The organism is Streptomyces sp. NBC_00846, assembly GCF_045207325.1.
GTDB lineage: Bacteria > Actinomycetota > Actinomycetes > Streptomycetales > Streptomycetaceae > Streptomyces.
In genome coordinates this window covers 1,118,983-1,137,844 of the sequence record NZ_CP108846.1, presented here as the reverse complement: position 1 = coordinate 1,137,844, position 18,862 = coordinate 1,118,983, and the positions used below count along the sequence as shown (strand labels likewise).

Here is an 18,862-nt window from a genome sequence, read left to right as displayed (position 1 = left end):
CGCGGATGGTTGTGATCGCATCCCCCGCCACCGGCGTCCGGCACCACTGGTCCGGCCTCCCCGCGTCGGTCCGTGGCGCTGTCGAGGACATCCTCGGTGCCCGCGTCGTCGAAGCACGGAGTCAGAGCGGCGGTTTCTCACCAGGGGTCGCCGCCCGTGTCCGGCTCGCGGACGGGCGGCGCGCGTTCGTCAAGGCGGTGAGTGCCGAAGTGAATCCGGGCAGCCCGGAACTGCACCGCGCCGAGGCCCGGCACACCGCGGCTCTCCCTCCGGGCGCCCCCGTGCCCCGGCTGCTCGGTTCGTACGACGACGGCACCCGGGTCGCCCTCGTCCTCCAGGACATCGACGGCCACCAGCCCCGCATCCCCTGGGGCCCCGCCGAGCTGGACCGGGTGCTGGCCGCGGTCGGTGAGCTGAGTGCGGCCCTGACCCCGGCCCCGATCGACGCGCCCGCCGTCGCCGTGAGAAAGGCCGAGATGTTCAGCGGCTGGCGGACTCTGCTCGCCGAAGGGGACACGAGCCGACTCGACCCCTGGGCGGCACGCCGCCTCGGCCTGCTCGCCGAGCTGGAGTCCGACTGGGCGGAGGCCGCCACCGGGGACGCCCTCGCCCATGGCGACCTGCGGGCCGACAACATCCTGCTCACGGACGAACGGGTGGTCTTCGTCGACTGGCCTCATGCGCTGAAGGCCGCGCCCTGGTTCGACCTGCTGGTGATGCTGCCGTGCGTCGCGGCTCAGGGCGGCCCCGACCCGGAGACCGTCTTCACCACCCACCCGCTGGGCCGCAACGCCGATCCGGCGGGAGTGACGGCGGTACTCACCGCGCTGAGCGGATACTTCGTCTCCCGTTCATTGCGCCCCGACCCACCCGGCCTCCCGACGCTGCGGGCCTTCCAGGGCGCCCAGGGCGCGGCGGCACTGCAATGGCTACGGAGGAGGCTCGCACACCGCGCGGCCTAGGAGCGCATCTGTTCGTCGTCCCCCGTGGTCTGCTGTGGTGCGAGGTCCCCGGCCTGCGGAAGGGCCGGGACCAGCCGGTCCGCCGAAGCCGTCACCAGCGCTTGCAGCAGCCGCAGATCGTCCCCCATCTCCGGATGCCACTGCACCCCGAGCACCCACTGCGCACCCGGCAGCTCGATCGCCTCGACCGTGCCGTCCGCCGCGTGCGCCGAAGCAACCAGGCCGGGAGCGAGCCGTTCCACGCACTGGTGGTGGTAGGTCGGGACGGTGGTCTCCTCGGGCACGACGGACGCGTACCGGGTCCCCGGCACCGGCGCCACCGCATGCGAGCCGAACCTTCCCGTCTTGCCCTGCGGTCCGGCGTGACCGTCCAGATGCTGGGTGAGCGTGCCGCCGAGCGCCACATTGAGCAGCTGCATGCCACGGCAGATCCCCAGCAGCGGAGTGCCGGACTCCAGTGCGGCACCGATCAGGGCCGTCTCCCAGCCGTCGCGCTCCGGTGCCGGCGGCCCTGTCCGCGGGTCGCGGTCGGCTTCGTACCGTACGGGGTCCACATCGGGCCCGCCCGCGATCACCACGGCGTCCAGCCGCGCCACCACCGACGCCGCGAGGTCCGGATCGTCCGGCGGGAGCAGCGCGGCCAGACCGCCCGACTCGCGGACCAGACGTGCGTATCCCGCAGGCAGCAGCGTCGCGGGCAGGTCCCAGACGCCCCAGCGCGTCGAAGCCTCCAGATACGTGCTGATTCCGATCAGCGGACGGTTCATCAGATCCCTCTCTCACCCGGCACGCGGAACGCATCGGCACCGTATCCAAATCCCTTGCGCTGCCCATAGGTTTGGATCACCCGTCGGCCTGCGAGGAGAGGATCCATCCGTGTCCGACCGAACAGCCCCGCTCTCCGTCGAGGAACTGCGCGTCCTCGTCGGGAGCGGCGAGATCGACACCGTGGTCCTCGCCTTCCCCGACATGCAGGGAAGACTGCAGGGCAAACGGTTCGCGGCCCCCTTCTTCCTCGACGAAGTCATGGAACACGGAACCGAAGGCTGTAATTACCTCCTCGCCGTCGACACCGACATGAACACCGTCGACGGATTCGCCATGTCCTCCTGGGATCAGGGCTACGGTGACTTCGCGCTACACCCCGACGTCACCACCTTGCGCCGCGTCCCCTGGCACCCGGGCACCGCGATGGTCGTCGCCGACCTCGCCTGGGAGGACGGCGCACCCGTTGTCGCCGCACCCCGCCAGATCCTCCGCAGACAACTGGAACGACTCGCCGGGCACGGCTACACGGCCCACGTCGGCACCGAACTCGAATTCATCGTCTTCAAGGACACCTACGAGCAGGCCTGGGACCACAACTACCGCGATCTGACCCCGGCCAACCAGTACAACGTCGACTACTCAGTCCTCGGCACCGGCCGCGTCGAGCCGCTGCTGCGCCGCATCCGCAACGACATGGCTGCCGCGGGTCTCACCGTCGAGTCCGCGAAGGGCGAGTGCAACCCCGGGCAACATGAGATCGTGTTCCGTTACGACGAGGCCCTGGTCACCTGTGACCAGCACGCCATCTACAAGACGGGCGCCAAGGAGATCGCCGCCCAGGAGGGCGTCTCGCTCACCTTCATGGCCAAGTTCAACGAGCGCGAAGGCAACTCCTGCCACATCCACCTCTCGCTCCAGTCCATCGACGAGGCCGGGCGCAACGCCATGGTGGGCGAGGACGGCGACATGTCCCCGGTGATGCGCCACTTCCTCGCCGGACAACTGGCCGCCCTGCGGGATTTCTCCCTCCTCTACGCACCGAACATCAACTCCTACAAACGCTTCCAGCCGGGCTCCTTCGCCCCGATCGCCGTCGCCTGGGGCCACGACAACCGCACCTGCGCGCTCCGCGTCGTCGGCCACGGCCGCTCGATGCGCTTCGAGAACCGACTGCCCGGCGGTGACGTCAACCCGTACCTTGCCGTCGCCGGACTGATCGCGGCGGGCATCCACGGCATCGAGAAGGGCCTCGAACTCCCCGAGCCGTGCGAGGGCAACGCCTACGCCGCCGCGTACGACCACGTCCCCACCACGCTGCGCGAAGCAGCCGAACTCTGGGAACGCAGCGAGGTGGCGAAAGCGTCCTTCGGCGAAGAAGTCGTCGCGCACTACGGCAACATGGCGCGTGTCGAGCTCAAAGCCTTCGACGCCGCGGTAACCGACTGGGAGCTCCGCAGGGCATTTGAGAGGCTTTGACCGGGCGTATCGCTGGTCCGTGCACTGAGCCTTGGATCCGTGCGGCTCTCCATCAACAAGTGGTAGCGCGCAGCGACGGGCTGCCCCGTTGTTTCGAATGCGAATGAGGTATCCGTTGTCGAACGAGCGCCGCATCATCAATCCAGCGACCGAAGAGACCATTGCGACCGTCGCGGACTCGACCTCGTACGAGGTTCATGAGGCCGTAGAACGGGCCGCAGCCGCCCAGCGCACCTGGGCCGCCCTCGCGCCCGCGGACCGAGCCCGGCTGCTGCGTCGCTTCGCCGCCGCCGTCGACGGCGAGGCCGAGCAGCTGGCCCGGCTGGAGGTCCAGGAGGCCGGTCATACCCTCGGCAACGCCCGCTGGGAAGCGGGCAATGTCCGTGATCTGCTCGACTACGCCGCCGGGGGAGTGGAACGACTCGCGGGCCGGCAGATCCCGGTTCCCGGCGGAATCGACATCACCCTCCTCGAACCCCTCGGCGTCATCGGCGTGATCGCGCCCTGGAACTTCCCCATGCCGATCGCCGCCTGGGGCCTCGCCCCCGCCCTCGCGGCAGGGAACGCCGTGCTCCTCAAGCCCGCCGAGACCACTCCGCTCACCGCCCTGCGGCTGGCTCGGCTCGCCCTGGACGCGGGCCTTCCCGAACACCTCTTCCAGGTGCTGCCGGGCGCGGGCGACGTCACCGGAAACGCCCTGGTCGAGCACCCCGGAGTCGCCAAGATCGTCTTCACCGGCTCCACCCGCGTCGGCAAGCGGATCATGGCCAAGTGCGCCGACCGCGTGAAGCGGCTCACCCTCGAACTCGGCGGCAAGAGCCCCAACATCGTCTTCGCCGACGCCGACATCGAGGCCGCCGCGGCCGCCGCACCCATGGCGTTCCTGGACAACGCGGGCCAGGACTGCTGCGCCCGCAGCCGCATCCTGGTGCAGCGGTCCGCGTACGACCGCTTCCTCGAACTCCTCGCGCCCGCGATCGAGTCCGTCGTCGTGGGCGACCCCTTTGACGAGAACAGCCAGATGGGCCCGCTCATCTCCCGGGCACAACGGGAACGGGTCCGCGGCCACGTCCCCGAGGACGCGACCGCGCTCCGCGGCAAAGCGCCCGAGGGGCCCGGCTTCTGGTTCCCGCCGACCGTCCTCGTCGACGTCCGCCCGGACTCACCCGTCGCCACCGAGGAGGTCTTCGGACCGGTCGCCGTCGTCCTTCCCTTCGACGGCGAGGCCGACGCCGTCCGGCTCGCCAACGCGACGGAGTACGGCCTCGCCGGCTCGGTCTGGACCCGTGACGTGGGCCGCGCGCTGCGCGTCTCACAGGAGGTCCGGGCCGGGAACCTCTCCGTCAACTCCCATTCCAGCGTCCGCTACTGGACCCCGTTCGGCGGCTACAAGCAGTCCGGGCTCGGCCGCGAACTCGGCCCCGACGCGCTGAGCGCATTCACCGAGACCAAGAACGTCTTCATCAGTACGGAGGCCTGAACCGGCATGACCATCACCGACAACGAGAACATCTGCCGCCGCCTCGTCGGCCGCACCGCCGTCATCACCGGAGCCGCAAGCGGCATCGGCCTGGCCACCGCACGCCGCCTGGCGTCGGAGGGCGCGAACGTCGTCTGCGCCGACATCGACGAGCACGCCGGCAAGGCCGCGGCCGAGGAGGTCGGCGGCACCTTCGTACGTGTCGACGTCACCGACCCCGAACAGGTCGAGGCGCTCTTCAGGACCGCGTTCGACACCTACGGCTCCGTCGACATCGCCTTCAACAACGCGGGCATCTCCCCGCCCGACGACGACTCCATCCTCACCACGGGCCTGGAGGCATGGAAGCGCGTCCAGGACGTCAACCTCACCTCCGTCTACCTCTGTTGCAAGGCCGCCCTGCCCTACATGCGGCGCCAGGGCCGCGGCTCGATCATCAACACCGCGTCCTTCGTCGCCGTCATGGGCGCGGCCACCAGCCAGATCTCGTACACCGCGTCCAAGGGCGGCGTCCTCGCCATGTCCCGCGAACTCGGCGTGCAGTTCGCCCGCGAGGGCATCCGGGTCAACGCGCTGTGCCCCGGACCGGTCAACACCCCGCTTCTCCAGGAGCTGTTCGCCAAGGACCCGGAACGGGCGGCCCGCAGGCTCGTGCACATCCCGGTCGGCAGGTTCGCCGAGGCCACGGAGATCGCCGCGGCTGTCGCGTTCCTCGCGAGCGACGACTCCTCGTTCGTCAACGCCACCGATTTCCTCGTCGACGGGGGTATCTCCGGCGCGTACGTCACACCCGTTTAGTGTTCCATCCCACAAGCAGCTCGCCTCCGCGGCCGTGAGCGTCGTCGGCCGCGCCGGCTACCAGGTGCGCCGACGCGGGACCGTCCGGTGCTCAGAGGAACGTACGGCCCTCGCCCCGGTACGTCGGCACGGTCGCCGTCACCCGGTCGCCCTCGATGAGCTGCAACTCATCGAAGCGCTCGCACAGTTCACCGGCCTTCGCGTGCCGGAACCACACCTTGTCACCGATCAGCAGATCGTCGGCCGGGGCGCCGAGCAGCGGGGTCTGCACCTCGCCCGGCCCCTCCTGCGGGTCGTAGCGCAGCCCCTCCGGCAGGTACGGGACGGGCAGCCGGTCCGCCCCCGCCGGCCCGGACGCCGGGTAGCCGCCACCGAGGACCGTCACCACCCCCACGCCCGGCCGGCGCACCACCGGCTGGGCGAACAGCGCCGCCGGACGCGCCGTGAACGACGTGTAGTTGTCGAACAGCCGCGGTACGTAGAGCCCCGACCCGGCCGCGATCTCGGTCACCGCGCGCTCCGCCGCCGTGTGCTGCACACTGCCGGTGCCGCCGCCGTTCACGAACTCCAGGTCCGGCGCCACCGCCCGTACCGCCCGCACCACTTCGGCCCGCCGGGCCACCAGCTCCTTGCGGCCCGCGGCCTGCATCAGCCGGATTCCCCGAGAGCGCAGCGGCTGCCCGGCGACCGCGTCCCCGACCCCGGCGATATGGCCCTCGTACGCCATCAGCCCCACCAGTCGGAAGCCGGGCCTGCGCGCCACCGAGCGTGCCAGTTCGGCCAGTTGGGCGGGGGAGCGCAGAGGGGAACGCAGGGCGCCGATCCGGACCCGGCCGCCGAGCAGCCGCAGCGAGGTGTCCAGCTCCAGACAAACCCGGATCTCCTCGCGGCCACCGGCCCGCGCCGCGTCGATCAGCTCCAGCTGCGCGTGGTCGTCCACCATCACCGTGACGGCCGCGGCCAGCTTCGGATCGGCGGCCAACTCCGCGAAGGCGGCCCGGTCGGCCGACGGGTAGGCCAGCAGTACGTCCTCGAAACCGGCCCGCGCCAGCCACAGCGACTCGGCCAGCGTGAACGACATGATCCCGGCGAACCCGGGTCGCGCGAGCACCCGTTCCAGCAGCGCCCGGCAACGCACCGACTTGCTCGCCACCCGGATCGGCTTCCCGGCGGCCCGGCGCACCAGATCGTCGGCATTGGCGTCGAACGCGTCCAGATCGACTACGGCGATCGGGGCGTCCAGATGGGCAGTGGCCCGGTTGTAACGGGTCCGGTCAGCGGCGCGGGCAGTCATGGCCGCAGCTTGCCAGACGTCCGTACCACTGGGTAGGGGGATGATCCGTGCAGATCGCCCGTGGGCAGTGCGTCCGGCTCCCACAGGGGCCGTTCCACACCGTAGAGTGACGGGCACGCGGCAACCAACAGGCTTGCCTGTGACGTCGATCCGCGCACGGTACGGAAGAGGACCAGGGGGGCGGATGAGTACCGAGGCGCAGCGCGCTCCTGTTCCGCCCCGCCCCACGACCCCGCCACCATCGGCGCAGGGGCCGGCCGCGCCGTCCGCGGGCGCGTCTGTTCCGCAGCATCCGACGACCCCGCCATCGCCCACGGCAGCGGTGCCGCCGCCCGCCGCCCCCGCCGTGCCCGTGCCCACGCCGGACACCGCCCCGCCCCGCCCCGAGCAGCCGCCCGCCGCCACCCGGCGACGGCCCGTCGGCGCCGTGGACCTCACCCCGCGTCCGGGAGCGGCCCCGCCACCGTCCGGCCGGCCGCACGTCCCGCACCCGTACCAGCAGCAGTCGTACCCGTTCCCGTACCGCCATCCGGTTCCCGAGACGCCCGCCGAGACCACCACCCGGCTGCGTCCCGTCCCGAGCCGTCGCCCCGTCCGGACCGCGACCGCCGCGGCCTGTGCCGTGCTGGGGCTGGGACTGATCGGCGGCGCGGCCACCGGCGCCTGGCTCACCAGCGATTCCTCCGCCGACCCGGCCGCCCGCAGCGCCTACACCGTGGGCCGCTCCGCCTGGCACAGCGTCCCCGTGGACACCCTTTTCCCGCGCACCCTGGCCGGCGGCGGGGCGGGGCCCGGTGGGGCCGACCGGGTCTGGACCCGGGTCGCCGTCGCCCCGGACAGCGGCTGCCGGACGGGCCTGGACCCGCTGTTGGCCCGGACGCTCGGGCCGGTCGGCTGCGCGCGCATGCTCCGCGCCACCTACACCGACGCCACCAGCAGCAGCGTCACCACGGTCGGGGTGATCTTCACCGAGGGTGACATCGAGGCCATGAAGGCGCTGAGCACCCGTTTCACCGACCAGCACCTCGGCCTGCGTACCGACCTGATGCCGCGCACGTATCCCGTCAAGGGCACGGTGGCCGCCGGGTTCGGCGACCGGCAGCGCGCCAGCTGGACCGTCCACGTACTGACCGAGGTCCCCGTCGTCGTGTTCGCCGTCTCCGGTTTCGCCGACGGCCGTACGGTCACCGATCCGCAACCCGTCGGCAAGGCCGTGACCGCGAACGCCACCACGGCCGCCGCCCAGGCCGGACTCGGCCACGAGGCCAAGGGAATAGCGGACCGGATCGAGCGTGGCCTGCGCCGGACCATCACCGACCTCACGGAGAAGCCGGAATGATCCGCCGCACTCGCACCCGCCGTCGCGCCCTGGGAGCGGTCTGCGCCGCCACCGCGTTCGCGCTCCTGCCCGCGGCGCCGGCCAGGGCCGACGCCATCCGGGACCAGCAGTGGGGCCTTGAGGCGCTCCACACCGATCAGGCCTGGCGGACCACCAAGGGCAGGGGAATCACCGTCGCGGTCGTCGACACCGGGGTCGACGGCAGCCTCCCCGACCTGGCGGGCCAGGTGCTGCCCGGCAAGGACATGATCGGCTTCGGCGCCGGCCGCGGCGACCGGTCCTGGGCGCGGCACGGTACCGCGATGGCGGGGATCATCGCAGGTCACGGCCATGGTGCCGGAGGCGGTGACGGGGTCCTGGGCATCGCGCCCGAGGCGAAGATCCTGCCGGTCCGGGTGATCCTCGAAGCCTCCGACCCGGCCCGCGCCAAGGCCCGGGAGTCCCGTGGCACGGCTCTCGCCGACGGCATCCGCTGGGCCGCCGACCACGGCGCCGACGTCATCAACCTCTCGCTCGGCGACGACAGCAAGTCGGCCCACCCCGAACCGGGCGAGGACGCCGCCGTTCAGTACGCGCTGAAGAAGGGCGCCGTCGTCGTCGCCTCGTCGGGCAATGGGGGCGAGAAGGGCGACCACATCTCGTACCCCGCCGCCTATCCCGGCGTGATCGCGGTCGCCGCCGTCGACCGGTACGGCACCCATGCCGCGTTCTCCACCCGCCGCTGGTACGCCACCGTCAGCGCCCCCGGAGTCGACATCGTCGTCGCGGCCCCCGACCGCCAGTACTACGTGGAGTGGGGCACTTCCGCCGCCTCCGCGTTCGTCTCGGGCGCGGTCGCCCTGGTCCGCGCCGCACATCCGGGACTGACGCCCGCCCAGATCAGGCAACTGCTCACGGACACCGCCCGCAGCGCCCCGGAGTCCGGCCGGGACGACGCCCGCGGGTACGGCATCGTCGACCCCGTCGCGGCGATCGAGGCCGGGGCCACGCTCCGGCCGGCCGGTCTGCGCGCGGAATCCGCCGAGGCCGGATACCGGAAGCGGTACTTCGGTCCCGGTCCCGGTTCCGAGCACCACGACGGCCCCGCAGGCTGGCTCGCCCCAGCCGCGGGCGGCCTCGGAGCGGTCCTGCTGGCACTGGCCGTGGTGCTGTGGCGCGGCAGGCGGTCCACCGTACGGCGCTGACCGCGCCCACGCTCCACGCCCGCCACCGCTCGACGTCCGGCGTCGAGCCCGCCCGCCACCGCTTCGCGTCCGCCACCGCTTCGCGTCCGCGCCCCCGTCCCCGTCCCCGTCGAGCACGCCCACCGGCGCCGGGCCCCTCCCGCTGCCGGCCGGCGCCGACCTGCCCCGCAAGCCCGCTCGGCCCGACCGGCTGCCGGAGCGAGAATTCCCAGGCACTACGCTCGCCCTGTGGCGATGAAGAACATTCCGGACCCCGGTTACTCCGACGACGACGGCACGGCCGACCCGGCCCTGAGCGCGGCACTCGCCGCCTGGGCCGAGGACCGAAAGGCCATCGGCCCAGTACTCGAAGCCCTCAAGGGCGCCCGGCTCCTGGTCCCGGTCGTCGCCGTGCTCGGGGAGGTGGAGGAGGACGAGAACGGCCTGCGTCGCGAGAAGACCAGCGACATGGCCGTCCCGACCCTCCAGGCGGGGGACCGCCGCGCGCTGCCCGCGTTCACCTCGACCGCCTCGCTGGCGCTCTGGGATCCGCAGGCCCGCCCCGTCGCCGTGCCCCTGCACCAGGCGCTGCAGGCCGCCGCGCACGAGAAGGCGGACACGGTGGTCCTCGATCTCGCCGGCCCGGTCGCGTTCGAACTGACCGGGTCGGCGCTGCTGGCCCTCGCCGAAGGCCGCACCAGCGCCGACCCGCTGGACGACCCCGCGGTCACCGCCGCGGTACGGGACGCCGTCGCCGCCGAGCCCGCGGTACTCCGCGCCCACCTCGGCCCCGGCCGGGCGGACGGCACCCTCGCGCTCGTCCTCGCCCCCGGCGCGGACCCCGCCGACGCGGCCCGCCGGGTCGCGGAACGGCTGGCGGCCGATGACGTCCTGCGCGCCCGCCTGGAGCGGGGCCTGGACCTGGCGCTGCTCCCGGCCGACGCGGTCACGCCCGGCCGGACGCTGTTCACCCGCTGATCGCTGCCTGACGACTGTGAGCCCCCGCCCAGGACGGGCGGGGGCTCACAGTCGTCAGGCGTCGGGAGGCGGAACCGGGGGCCGTGCGGACTCAGCCGTAGACGGGGCCGGTGTACTTCTCGCCGGGGCCCTGGCCGGGCTCGTCCGGAACGAGCGACGCCTCGCGGAACGCCAGCTGCAGCGACTTCAGGCCGTCACGCAGCGGAGCCGCGTGGAAGGAGCTGATCTCGGTGGTGCTGGCGTCCAGCAGGCCGGCCAGCGCATGGACCAGCTTGCGGGCCTCGTCGAGGTCCTTGTGCTCGTCGCCCTCCTCGGTCAGCCCGAGCTTCACGGCGGCGGCGCTCATCAGATTGACCGCGACCGTCACGATCACCTCGACCGCGGGCACCTCCGCGATGTCGCGGGCCATGTCGTCGAAGCCGGGGGAATCGGTGGTGGGGGTCGCGTCACTCATGCGCCATACGATAGGCCCATTGCGATGCCGCCCCGTCTGCGGGAGCGGTGGGCGGCAGCCGGTTCGCGCCCGCCCGGGGTAGCTGCTAGCCTTGTCTAAGACCGGCTGTGCAGCTATGTGCTCAGCCCACAAGTGGAGGCTCCGATCTCCCACCTGGCTGTCCGTTCGGACGGCGGGTCACCGGTCAGGTGGCGCCCATCGTTCCGTACGGACGATGGAGCCGCCCGATGCGCCCCGCGGTTGACCGCGGCGGTGTTCCGGTTGTTCCAGGAGCCCCGCCTGTGTCCCGTCCGGGGCATTTTTCTTGCGCCGGCGCGGTTGGTCTGACGAAAACAGACGTTACGTGGCTGTCCGCCAGACGGCCGCGTGGTGCTACCGAGGAGGATCCATCAGCGCCGAGCCCCGCATCAACGACCGGATTCGCGTTCCCGAGGTGCGACTTGTCGGTCCCAGCGGCGAGCAGGTCGGGATTGTTCCGCTTGCCAAGGCCCTGGAACTTGCACAGGAGTACGACCTCGACCTGGTCGAGGTGGCGGCGACCGCCCGTCCGCCCGTGTGCAAGCTCATGGACTACGGGAAGTTCAAGTACGAGTCGGCCATGAAGGCCCGTGAGGCGCGCAAGAACCAGGCGCACACGGTCATCAAGGAGATGAAGCTCCGGCCGAAGATCGACCCGCACGACTATGACACCAAGAAGGGTCACGTCGTCCGGTTCCTCAAGCAGGGCGACAAGGTCAAGATCACGATCATGTTCCGTGGTCGTGAGCAGTCCCGCCCCGAGCTGGGCTTCCGACTGCTCCAGCGTCTCGCTTCGGATGTGGAGGAACTCGGTTTCATCGAGTCCAACCCGAAGCAGGACGGCCGGAACATGATCATGGTTCTGGGCCCGCACAAGAAGAAGACCGAAGCCATGGCCGAGGCCCGTGAGGCCCAGGCCGCCCGCAAGGCGGAGCGTCAGGGTTCCACCCCCGACGCCGAACCCGCGGGCGAGGCTGCCGAAGCGCAGCCCGAGGCTCCGGGCGACACACCTTCCGAGGCGTGACTCAGGGGGCCGCCATCCAGGCGGCCCCGGGTCTGCACGGAATTCCCACCAAGATCTGACGCCCCTGCTGTCCGGTGCCCGCACCGAGAGGGGCGCCACTGACGAGGAGAGAACGGCGCGATGCCGAAGAACAAGACGCACAGCGGTGCCAGCAAGCGCTTCAAGATCACCGGCTCCGGCAAGGTGCTCCGTGAGCGCGCCGGCAAGCGCCACCTTCTTGAGCACAAGTCGTCCAAGAAGACCCGCTCGCTGACCGGCACGGTCGTAGTGGCTCCGTCCGACGCCAAGAAGATCAAGAAGCTTCTCGGCAAGTGAGTCCGCGGCCCGCGGTGAACCCGTGGGCGGCGAGCTCGACTCAGACCGGGACCAATTCGTTTCCGGGCCGTGTGAGTCCAACCACGGCCCCGCTACAAGGAGTTAAAAAGTGGCACGCGTCAAGCGGGCAGTAAACGCTCACAAGAAGCGCCGGGCAATCCTCGAGCAGGCCAGCGGTTACCGGGGCCAGCGCTCCCGCCTGTACCGCAAGGCGAAGGAGCAGGTCACCCACTCCCTCGTCTACAACTACAACGACCGCAAGAAGCGCAAGGGCGACTTCCGTCAGCTGTGGATCCAGCGCATCAACGCCGCTGCCCGCCAGAACGGCATGACGTACAACCGCCTCATCCAGGGTCTGAAGGCCGCCAACATCGAGGTGGACCGCAAGATTCTGGCCGAGCTCGCGGTCAACGACGCCAACGCGTTCGCCGCTCTCGTCGAGGTCGCCCAGAAGGCCCTCCCGAGCGACGTCAACGCCCCGAAGGCCGCCTGACCCAGGTCGCACTTCCTGTTTTCTGAGCCGGACCCGCAGGCGCTCGTCGTCTGCGGGTCCGGTGCGTTGCACGACAATTTCCGTACGTCCCTCACCTCCGTACGCAGAGAGGCTCGCCGCCGACCATGGGCACCCCCGAACTGATCTCCCCGCGATCGCCACGCGTCACCGCCGCCCGGCGGCTGGCCAAGCGCAACTTCCGCGGCAAGGAGCGCAGGTTCATCGCCGAGGGGCCGCAGGCCGTGCGCGAGGCCGCCGAACACCGCGGCAGCGACGGCGAACCGACGCTGATCGAGCTGTTCGCCACCGTCGAGGCAGCCGAGCGGTACGCCGACATCGTCGACGCCGCCCACGCGGCGGGCGCGCGGGTGCATCTCGCGGACGGCGGTGTGCTCGCCGATGTGTCGCAGACCGTCACCCCCCAGGGCCTGATCGGCGTCTGCCGCTTCCTCGACTCGCCGTTCGACGCGATCCTCGCCGCGAAGCCGAAACTGGTCGCCGTGCTCGCCCACGTACGCGATCCGGGGAACGCCGGTACGGTGCTGCGCTGCGCCGACGCCGCGGGCGCCGACGCCGTCGTGCTCACCGACGCCTCGGTGGACCTCTACAACCCCAAGTCCGTCCGGGCGTCCGTCGGCTCGCTCTTCCATCTGCCGGTCGCCGTCGGTGTCCCGGTCGAGCAGGCCGTGCACGGGCTGAGGGACGCGGGCGTACGGATTCTCGCCGCCGACGGCGCGGGCGAGGACGACCTCGACGACGAGCTCGACGCCGGAACCATGGGCGGGCCGACCGCCTGGGTCTTCGGCAACGAGGCCTGGGGCCTGCCCGAGGAGACCCGCGCGCTGGCCGACGCCGTCGTGCGGGTGCCGATCCACGGCAAGGCGGAGAGCCTCAATCTGGCGACGGCGGCGGCCGTGTGCCTGTACGCCTCCGCACGGGCCCAGCGCCCGCGCCGCTAGGGCCTCTCGTCTGGATCAGGCCGGGCTCGCGTGCCCCGGTGCCGCGCCTCGCCGCGTTGTGGCCGACCGGATCGTTCGCCTCCGGATCGCTCGTGCGGCGTGAGCGGGCGGAACGGTCGGCCGGGGATCGGGTCGAGGTCGCCGTCCGACCGACGCCATATACGTACTCCACCGACGGCGCACCGTGTGAGTGCGCCCCCGCAGGGTGTCGCTCCGTCACCGACGACTAGTAGGGTGACGAACTCGGGGGCCCACTACACCGGTTCGAGAGGTGGGGTACGGGATATGGCTGTCGGCATGGGCATGCCGCGCGGGACACGCACGGCCGCGGTGCGCGCCTGTGACGGCCCCGGCCCGGCGGACGAACCCGCCGACGGTCAGGACCCCGACGGCGCGCATCCGTACGGCCGGGACATCGACGGCCGGGACATCCGAAGTCGGGACACCGGAGCCGTCGACGCCACCGTCGATCCCGACGACCTCCCCGACGGCCTGGTCATCGCCGACGAGACCGGCCGGGTCATCTGCTTCAACTCCGCCGCCGCCCGGATCACCGCCATGCCCCGGGCCGCCGCTCTCGGCCGCCCCCTGGAGCACGTCCTGCCGCTGGAGGACCTCAAGGGCCGCCGCTGGTGGGCGCTGACCGATCCGTACGGCGGCCTCGCCATCCGGGTCGGCCAGCCCGAGCGCAATCTGCTGCTGCCCGGCGGCCGCGAGGTCCTGGTCTCCGCACGGTATGTACGCGAGCACCCGACCGGTCCCGTACGCCGGGTGGTGATCTCGTTGCGCGGCACCGAGGCCCGGCGCCGCACCGAACGCAGCCACGCCGAGCTGATCGCCACGGTCGCCCACGAGCTGCGCTCCCCGCTGACCTCCGTCAAGGGCTTCACCGCGACCCTCCTCGCCAAGTGGGCACGGTTCACCGATGACCAGAAGCGCCTGATGCTGGAGACCGTCGACGCCGACGCGGGCCGCGTCACCCGGCTCATCGCCGAACTGCTCGACATCTCCCGGATCGACTCCGGGAGGCTGGAGCTGCGCCGGCAGCCCGTGGACCTCTCCGCCGCCGTCGAACGTCACATCCAGACCCTCACCGCGAACGGCCAGACCCCCGACCGCTTCCTCGTCCGCACCTGCCAGCCGCTGCCCGCGGTCTGGGCCGACCCGGACAAGGTCGACCAGGTGCTCGGCAACCTGCTGGAAAACGCGGTGCGCCACGGCGAGGGAACCGTCACCATTGAAGTCGCACCCGCATCCGTACCCGCGAAGAGCGACGAGAAGGGAACGGCCGTCACCGTGAGCGACGAAGGCCCCGGCATCCCCGAGGAGTCGATGGGCCGTGTCTTCACCCGCTTCTGGCGGGGGAGCAAGCGCGGCGGCACCGGCCTGGGCCTCTACATCGTCAAGGGCATCGTCGAGGCGCACGGCGGCACGATCACCGTCGGCCGCGGCCCTGGAGGCGGCGCGGAATTCCGATTTATTCTGCCCGTGAGCGCGCCGGCCTACCTGGTCTGAGCGGCCCACGGGCCTCCCACACATCCTGTGGCCCTTAGACTCGACCTTTGGCACCTTTGCGTCCTCCAGTCGTCGATCGGGGCCATGGGGGTCCGGGGCATTCCCCGGTAAGCGCAGTATCAGCCAATCGGAAGCACGGGAAGAGATGTCGGCACCGAACAAGTCGTACGACCCAGTCGAGGTCGAGGCACTGAAACCGGAAGAGATCGAGCGCATGCGGGACGAGGCGTTCGCCGCCTTCGCCGCCGCCGGTGACCTCGACGCGCTCGCCCAGGCGAAGACCGCGCACACCGGTGGTACCTCGCCCCTGTCGCTCGCCAACCGGGAGATCGGCGCACTGCCGCCGCAGGCCAAGGCCGAGGCGGGCAAGCGCGTGGGCCAGGCCCGCGGCGCCGTGAGCAAGGCCCTCGCCGCCCGTCAGGCGGAGCTGGAGGCCGAGCGGGACGCCCGCGTCCTGGTCGAGGAGGCGGTGGACGTCACGCTGCCCTACGACCGCGTCCCGGCCGGCGCCCGTCACCCGCTGACGACCTTCATGGAGCGCGTCGCGGACGTCTTCGTGGCCATGGGCTACGAGGTCGCCGAGGGCCCCGAGGTCGAGGCCGAGTGGTTCAACTTCGACGCCCTGAACTTCGTGCCCGACCACCCGGCCCGGCAGATGCAGGACACCTTCTTCGTCCGGGGCGCCGACGGTGTCGAGAGCGACGAGTCCGGTGTCGTGCTGCGTACGCACACCTCGCCGGTCCAGGCTCGCACCCTGCTCGACCGCGAGCCCCCCGTCTACGTCGTCTGCCCCGGCCGCGTGTACCGCACCGACGAGCTCGACGCGACGCACACCCCGGTCTTCCACCAGATCGAGCTGCTCGCCGTCGACGAGGGCCTCACCATGGCCGACCTCAAGGGCACCCTCGACCACATGGTCCAGGCGCTCTTCGGCCCGGACATGAAGACCCGGCTGAGGCCGAACTTCTTCCCGTTCACCGAGCCGTCCGCCGAGATGGACATGGTCTGCTACGTCTGCCGCGGCGCGTCCGTCGGCAACCCGGACCGCCCCTGCCGCACCTGCGGCAGCGAGGGCTGGATCGAGCTCGGCGGCTGCGGCATGGTCAACCCCAAGGTGCTCATCGCCTGCGGTGTCGACCCCCAGAAGTACAGCGGATTCGCCTTCGGGTTCGGCATCGAACGGATGCTGATGTTCCGCCACAACGTCGAAGACATGCGAGACATGGTCGAGGGTGACGTCCGGTTCACCCGGCCGTTCGGGATGGAGATCTGATGCGCGTCCCGCTTTCCTGGCTGCGGGAGTACGTCGACCTGCCGGCGACGGAGACCGGCCGTGACGTACAGGCCAAGCTCGTCGCCGTGGGTCTGGAGGTCGAGACCGTCGAGCAGATCGGCGCCGGCCTCAAGGGCCCGCTGGTCGTCGGACAGGTACTGACCATCGAGGAGCTGGAGGGCTTCAAGAAGCCCATCCGCTTCTGCACCGTCGACGTCGGCCACGCCAACGGCACCGGTGAGCCGCAGGAGATCGTCTGCGGAGCCCGTAACTTCTCCGTCGGCGACAAGGTCGTCGTGGTCCTCCCGGGCGCCGTCCTGCCCGGCGACTTCGCGATCGCCGCGCGCAAGACGTACGGCAAGACCTCGCACGGCATGATCTGCTCCACCGACGAGCTCGGCATGGGCGACGACGGCACGCACGGCATCATCGTGCTGCCCCCGGAGCACGAGGTCTCCGCCGACGCGATCGAGCTCCTCCAGCTCGTCGACGAGGTCCTCGACATCGCCGTCACGCCGGACCGCGGCTACTGCCTGTCCATGCGCGGCGTCGCCCGCGAGACCGCCATCGCGTACGGGCTGCCGCTGCGCGACCCGGCGCTCCTGGACGTACCCGCGCCGAACGCGTTCGGCTACCCGGTCAAGATCGCCGACCCGATCGGCTGCGACAAGTTCACCGCGCGCACCGTCGTCGGCCTCCAGCCCGAGGCGCGCTCCCCGATCTGGCTGCAGCGCAGGCTGCAGAAGGCCGGGATGCGCCCCATCTCGCTCGCCGTCGACGTCACCAACTACGTGATGCTGGAGCTCGGCCAGCCGCTGCACGCCTACGACCGCACCCGCCTCGACGGGCCGATCGGGGTGCGCCGCGCCCAGCAGGGCGAGAAGCTCACCACCCTCGACGGCACGGCCCGCGTCCTGGACGCCGAGGACCTGGTCATCACCGACAACCGCGGGCCGATCGGCCTCGCGGGTGTCATGGGCGGCGCCAACACCGAGATCGCGGACGTCCAGGACGGTACGCACAGCACCACCGAGGTCGTCATCGAGGCCGCGCACTTCGACGCGATCTCGATCGCCCGGACCGCGCGCCGCCACAAGCTGACCTCCGAGGCGTCCAAGCGCTTCGAGCGCGGCTCCGACCCGCAGGCCGCGGCTGCCGCCGCGCAGCGCACCGTCGACCTGCTGGTGCTGCTCGCCGGCGGCACCGCCGAGGCCGGCGCCACCGAGGTCAGCGCCCCGTCCGCGCCCCGCACCATCGCCATGCCGGCGGACCACCCCGACCGGGTGGCCGGGGTCGGCTACGGCCGCGAGACCGTCGTACGCCGCCTCCAGCAGGTCGGCTGCGACGTCTACGGGCAGGACGAGCTGATCGTCACCGTGCCGTCCTGGCGCCCGGACCTCAGCGAGCCGAACGACCTCGCCGAAGAGGTCATCCGTCTCGAGGGGTACGAGAACCTCCCGTCCACCCTCCCGACGCCGCCGTCCGGCCGCGGGCTCACCGACCGCCAGCGGCTGCACCGCAGGATCGGCCGGGCGCTCGCCGGAGCCGGCTACGTCGAGGCGCTGAACTACCCGTTCATCGGTGCCGCCGTGCTCGACCAGCTCGGGTTCGACACCGACGACGCCCGCCGCCGTACGGTCGAGCTCGTGAACCCGCTCTCCGACGAGGAGCCGGCGCTGCGCACCACGCTGCTGCCGGGCCTGCTCGGCGCACTGCGGCGCAACGACGGCCGCGGCAGCCACGACCTCGCTCTCTTCGAGACCGGCCTGGTCTTCCGGCCGACCGGTACGGAGACGAAGGCCGTACGGCTGCCCGTCGACCGCCGTCCCACCGACGAGGAGATCGCCGGGCTCGACGCCACGCTGCCGCGCCAGCCGCGCCGCGCCGCGGTCGTCCTCGCGGGCGCCCGCGAGCAGGCCGGCTGGTGGGGCAAGGGCCGCCCGGCCGACTGGGCGGACTCCATCGAGGCCGCCCGGACGATCGCCCGCGAGGCGGGTGTCGAGGTGACCGTCCGCAGCGACCAGCACGCGCCGTGGCACCCGGGCCGCTGCGCCGCGCTGTACGTCACGGTGAACGGCACGGAGACCCTCTTCGGGCACGCCGGTGAGCTGCACCCGCGCGTCATCAAGGAGCTCCACCTGCCGGAGCGCACCTGTGCCATGGAGGTCGAACTCGACCTCCTGGAGCAGGCTGCCGACGGCGCGCTCCAGGCGCCCCGGATCTCCGCCTTCCCGGTGGCGACCCAGGACGTCGCGCTGATCGTCGCGGAGAACGTCCCCGCCGCCGAGGTGGAGCGGGCGCTGCGCGAGGGCGCGGGTGAACTCCTCGAATCGCTGCGGCTGTTCGACGTCTTCACCGGCGACCAGATCGGTGCGGGCCGCAAGTCCCTGGCGTACGCGCTGCGCTTCCGCGCTGCGGACCGCACGCTGACCGTCGACGAGGCCTCGGCCGCGCGCGACGCCGCGGTGGCGCTCGCCGCCGAGCGGACGGGCGCGGTGCTGCGGGGCGCGTGAGGCGCCTTCGTCCTCGACCGCCGGGCGGGCCGGATCTCCG

The 18,862-nt window shown here is 71.7% G+C and carries 17 protein-coding genes; 14 read left to right on the top strand and 3 right to left on the bottom strand.

Annotated elements, in window-relative coordinates; translation table 11 throughout:
• The first annotated feature begins 5 nt into the window (after positions 1-5).
• A complete protein-coding gene (locus tag OG936_RS05295) occupies positions 6-962 on the top strand; it encodes an aminoglycoside phosphotransferase family protein (protein WP_406492861.1) in 957 nt (318 codons plus the stop codon).
• On the opposite strand, the gene OG936_RS05290 is transcribed toward OG936_RS05295, so the two are convergent.
• A complete protein-coding gene (locus tag OG936_RS05290) occupies positions 959-1,729 on the bottom strand; it encodes a gamma-glutamyl-gamma-aminobutyrate hydrolase family protein (protein ID WP_406492859.1) in 771 nt (256 codons plus the stop codon). The genes OG936_RS05295 and OG936_RS05290 overlap by 4 nt on opposite strands.
• Positions 1,730-1,838: 109 nt before the next feature.
• Between OG936_RS05290 and OG936_RS05285 the strand changes: the two genes are divergently transcribed.
• The 3 genes from OG936_RS05285 to OG936_RS05275 all read left to right on the top strand — a co-directional run bounded on the left by OG936_RS05285 (position 1,839) and on the right by OG936_RS05275 (position 5,484).
• Positions 1,839-3,206, top strand: coding sequence for a glutamine synthetase family protein (locus tag OG936_RS05285; RefSeq protein ID WP_406492857.1), 1,368 nt, complete (start codon positions 1,839-1,841; stop codon positions 3,204-3,206).
• A 103-nt stretch (positions 3,207-3,309) separates the two neighbouring features.
• A complete protein-coding gene (locus OG936_RS05280) occupies positions 3,310-4,686 on the top strand; it encodes an aldehyde dehydrogenase family protein (protein WP_406492855.1) in 1,377 nt (458 codons plus the stop codon).
• Between the two features lie 6 nt (positions 4,687-4,692).
• Positions 4,693-5,484, top strand: a complete 792-nt coding sequence (locus tag OG936_RS05275) for a 3-oxoacyl-ACP reductase (protein ID WP_406492854.1) — start codon at positions 4,693-4,695, stop codon at positions 5,482-5,484.
• Between the two features lie 91 nt (positions 5,485-5,575).
• Here the strand turns inward: OG936_RS05275 and OG936_RS05270 are convergent, their stop codons facing one another.
• The gene (locus OG936_RS05270) at positions 5,576-6,778 is read right to left on the bottom strand and encodes an amino acid deaminase/aldolase (protein WP_406492853.1); all 1,203 of its coding nucleotides are present in this window, start codon (positions 6,776-6,778) and stop codon (positions 5,576-5,578) included.
• 427 nt (positions 6,779-7,205) lie between these two features.
• On the opposite strand from OG936_RS05270, the gene OG936_RS05265 reads away from it, so the two are divergent.
• The 3 genes from OG936_RS05265 (at position 7,206) to OG936_RS05255 (ending at position 10,258) form a co-directional block, all read left to right on the top strand.
• Positions 7,206-8,117 carry a hypothetical protein gene (locus OG936_RS05265; RefSeq protein ID WP_406500314.1) on the top strand — a complete coding sequence of 304 codons (912 nt, stop codon included), beginning with the start codon at positions 7,206-7,208 and terminating at the stop codon, positions 8,115-8,117.
• Complete coding sequence (mycP, locus tag OG936_RS05260; protein ID WP_406492851.1) at positions 8,114-9,301, top strand: type VII secretion-associated serine protease mycosin; 1,188 nt, start codon at positions 8,114-8,116, stop codon at positions 9,299-9,301. The genes OG936_RS05265 and mycP overlap by 4 nt, the downstream gene beginning before the upstream one ends.
• Before the next feature lie 228 nt (positions 9,302-9,529).
• The gene (locus OG936_RS05255; protein ID WP_406492849.1) at positions 9,530-10,258 is read left to right on the top strand and encodes an SseB family protein; all 729 of its coding nucleotides are present in this window, start codon (positions 9,530-9,532) and stop codon (positions 10,256-10,258) included.
• A 91-nt stretch (positions 10,259-10,349) separates the two neighbouring features.
• On the opposite strand, the gene OG936_RS05250 is transcribed toward OG936_RS05255, so the two are convergent.
• Complete coding sequence (locus OG936_RS05250) at positions 10,350-10,712, bottom strand: DUF1844 domain-containing protein (protein ID WP_266745199.1); 363 nt, start codon at positions 10,710-10,712, stop codon at positions 10,350-10,352.
• A 343-nt stretch (positions 10,713-11,055) separates the two neighbouring features.
• Between OG936_RS05250 and infC the strand changes: the two genes are divergently transcribed.
• The 7 genes from infC (at position 11,056) to pheT (ending at position 18,822) form a co-directional block, all read left to right on the top strand.
• A complete protein-coding gene (gene infC / locus OG936_RS05245) occupies positions 11,056-11,754 on the top strand; it encodes a translation initiation factor IF-3 (protein ID WP_266745198.1) in 699 nt (232 codons plus the stop codon).
• Between the two features lie 120 nt (positions 11,755-11,874).
• The gene (rpmI, locus tag OG936_RS05240; protein ID WP_072484441.1) at positions 11,875-12,069 is read left to right on the top strand and encodes a 50S ribosomal protein L35; all 195 of its coding nucleotides are present in this window, start codon (positions 11,875-11,877) and stop codon (positions 12,067-12,069) included.
• A gap of 109 nt (positions 12,070-12,178) precedes the next feature.
• On the top strand, positions 12,179-12,562 hold the full coding sequence (rplT, locus tag OG936_RS05235) for a 50S ribosomal protein L20 (protein ID WP_018103794.1): 384 nt from the start codon (positions 12,179-12,181) through the stop codon (positions 12,560-12,562).
• 125 nt (positions 12,563-12,687) lie between these two features.
• Positions 12,688-13,521, top strand: coding sequence for a TrmH family RNA methyltransferase (locus OG936_RS05230; RefSeq protein WP_406492846.1), 834 nt, complete (start codon positions 12,688-12,690; stop codon positions 13,519-13,521).
• Positions 13,522-13,806: 285 nt separating this feature from the next.
• Complete coding sequence (locus OG936_RS05225) at positions 13,807-15,036, top strand: ATP-binding protein (protein WP_406492844.1); 1,230 nt, start codon at positions 13,807-13,809, stop codon at positions 15,034-15,036.
• A gap of 145 nt (positions 15,037-15,181) precedes the next feature.
• Complete coding sequence (pheS, locus tag OG936_RS05220) at positions 15,182-16,309, top strand: phenylalanine--tRNA ligase subunit alpha (protein ID WP_406492842.1); 1,128 nt, start codon at positions 15,182-15,184, stop codon at positions 16,307-16,309.
• A complete protein-coding gene (gene pheT, locus OG936_RS05215; RefSeq protein ID WP_406492840.1) occupies positions 16,309-18,822 on the top strand; it encodes a phenylalanine--tRNA ligase subunit beta in 2,514 nt (837 codons plus the stop codon). Before pheS ends, pheT begins: the two co-directional genes overlap by 1 nt.
• Positions 18,823-18,862 lie beyond the last annotated feature (40 nt).

Coding starts and splice junctions, on each gene's coding strand:
- pheS (WP_406492842.1), top strand. CDS start 15,182: ATGTCGGCACCGAACAAGTCGTACGACCCAGTCGAGGTCGAGGCACTG.
- OG936_RS05290 (WP_406492859.1), bottom strand. CDS start 1,729: ATGAACCGTCCGCTGATCGGAATCAGCACGTATCTGGAGGCTTCGACG.
- OG936_RS05280 (WP_406492855.1), top strand. CDS start 3,310: ATGAGGTATCCGTTGTCGAACGAGCGCCGCATCATCAATCCAGCGACC.
- pheT (WP_406492840.1), top strand. CDS start 16,309: ATGCGCGTCCCGCTTTCCTGGCTGCGGGAGTACGTCGACCTGCCGGCG.
- rpmI (WP_072484441.1), top strand. CDS start 11,875: ATGCCGAAGAACAAGACGCACAGCGGTGCCAGCAAGCGCTTCAAGATC.
- OG936_RS05250 (WP_266745199.1), bottom strand. CDS start 10,712: ATGAGTGACGCGACCCCCACCACCGATTCCCCCGGCTTCGACGACATG.
- OG936_RS05275 (WP_406492854.1), top strand. CDS start 4,693: ATGACCATCACCGACAACGAGAACATCTGCCGCCGCCTCGTCGGCCGC.
- OG936_RS05270 (WP_406492853.1), bottom strand. CDS start 6,778: ATGACTGCCCGCGCCGCTGACCGGACCCGTTACAACCGGGCCACTGCC.
- mycP (WP_406492851.1), top strand. CDS start 8,114: ATGATCCGCCGCACTCGCACCCGCCGTCGCGCCCTGGGAGCGGTCTGC.
- OG936_RS05295 (WP_406492861.1), top strand. CDS start 6: ATGGTTGTGATCGCATCCCCCGCCACCGGCGTCCGGCACCACTGGTCC.
- OG936_RS05230 (WP_406492846.1), top strand. CDS start 12,688: ATGGGCACCCCCGAACTGATCTCCCCGCGATCGCCACGCGTCACCGCC.
- OG936_RS05225 (WP_406492844.1), top strand. CDS start 13,807: ATGGCTGTCGGCATGGGCATGCCGCGCGGGACACGCACGGCCGCGGTG.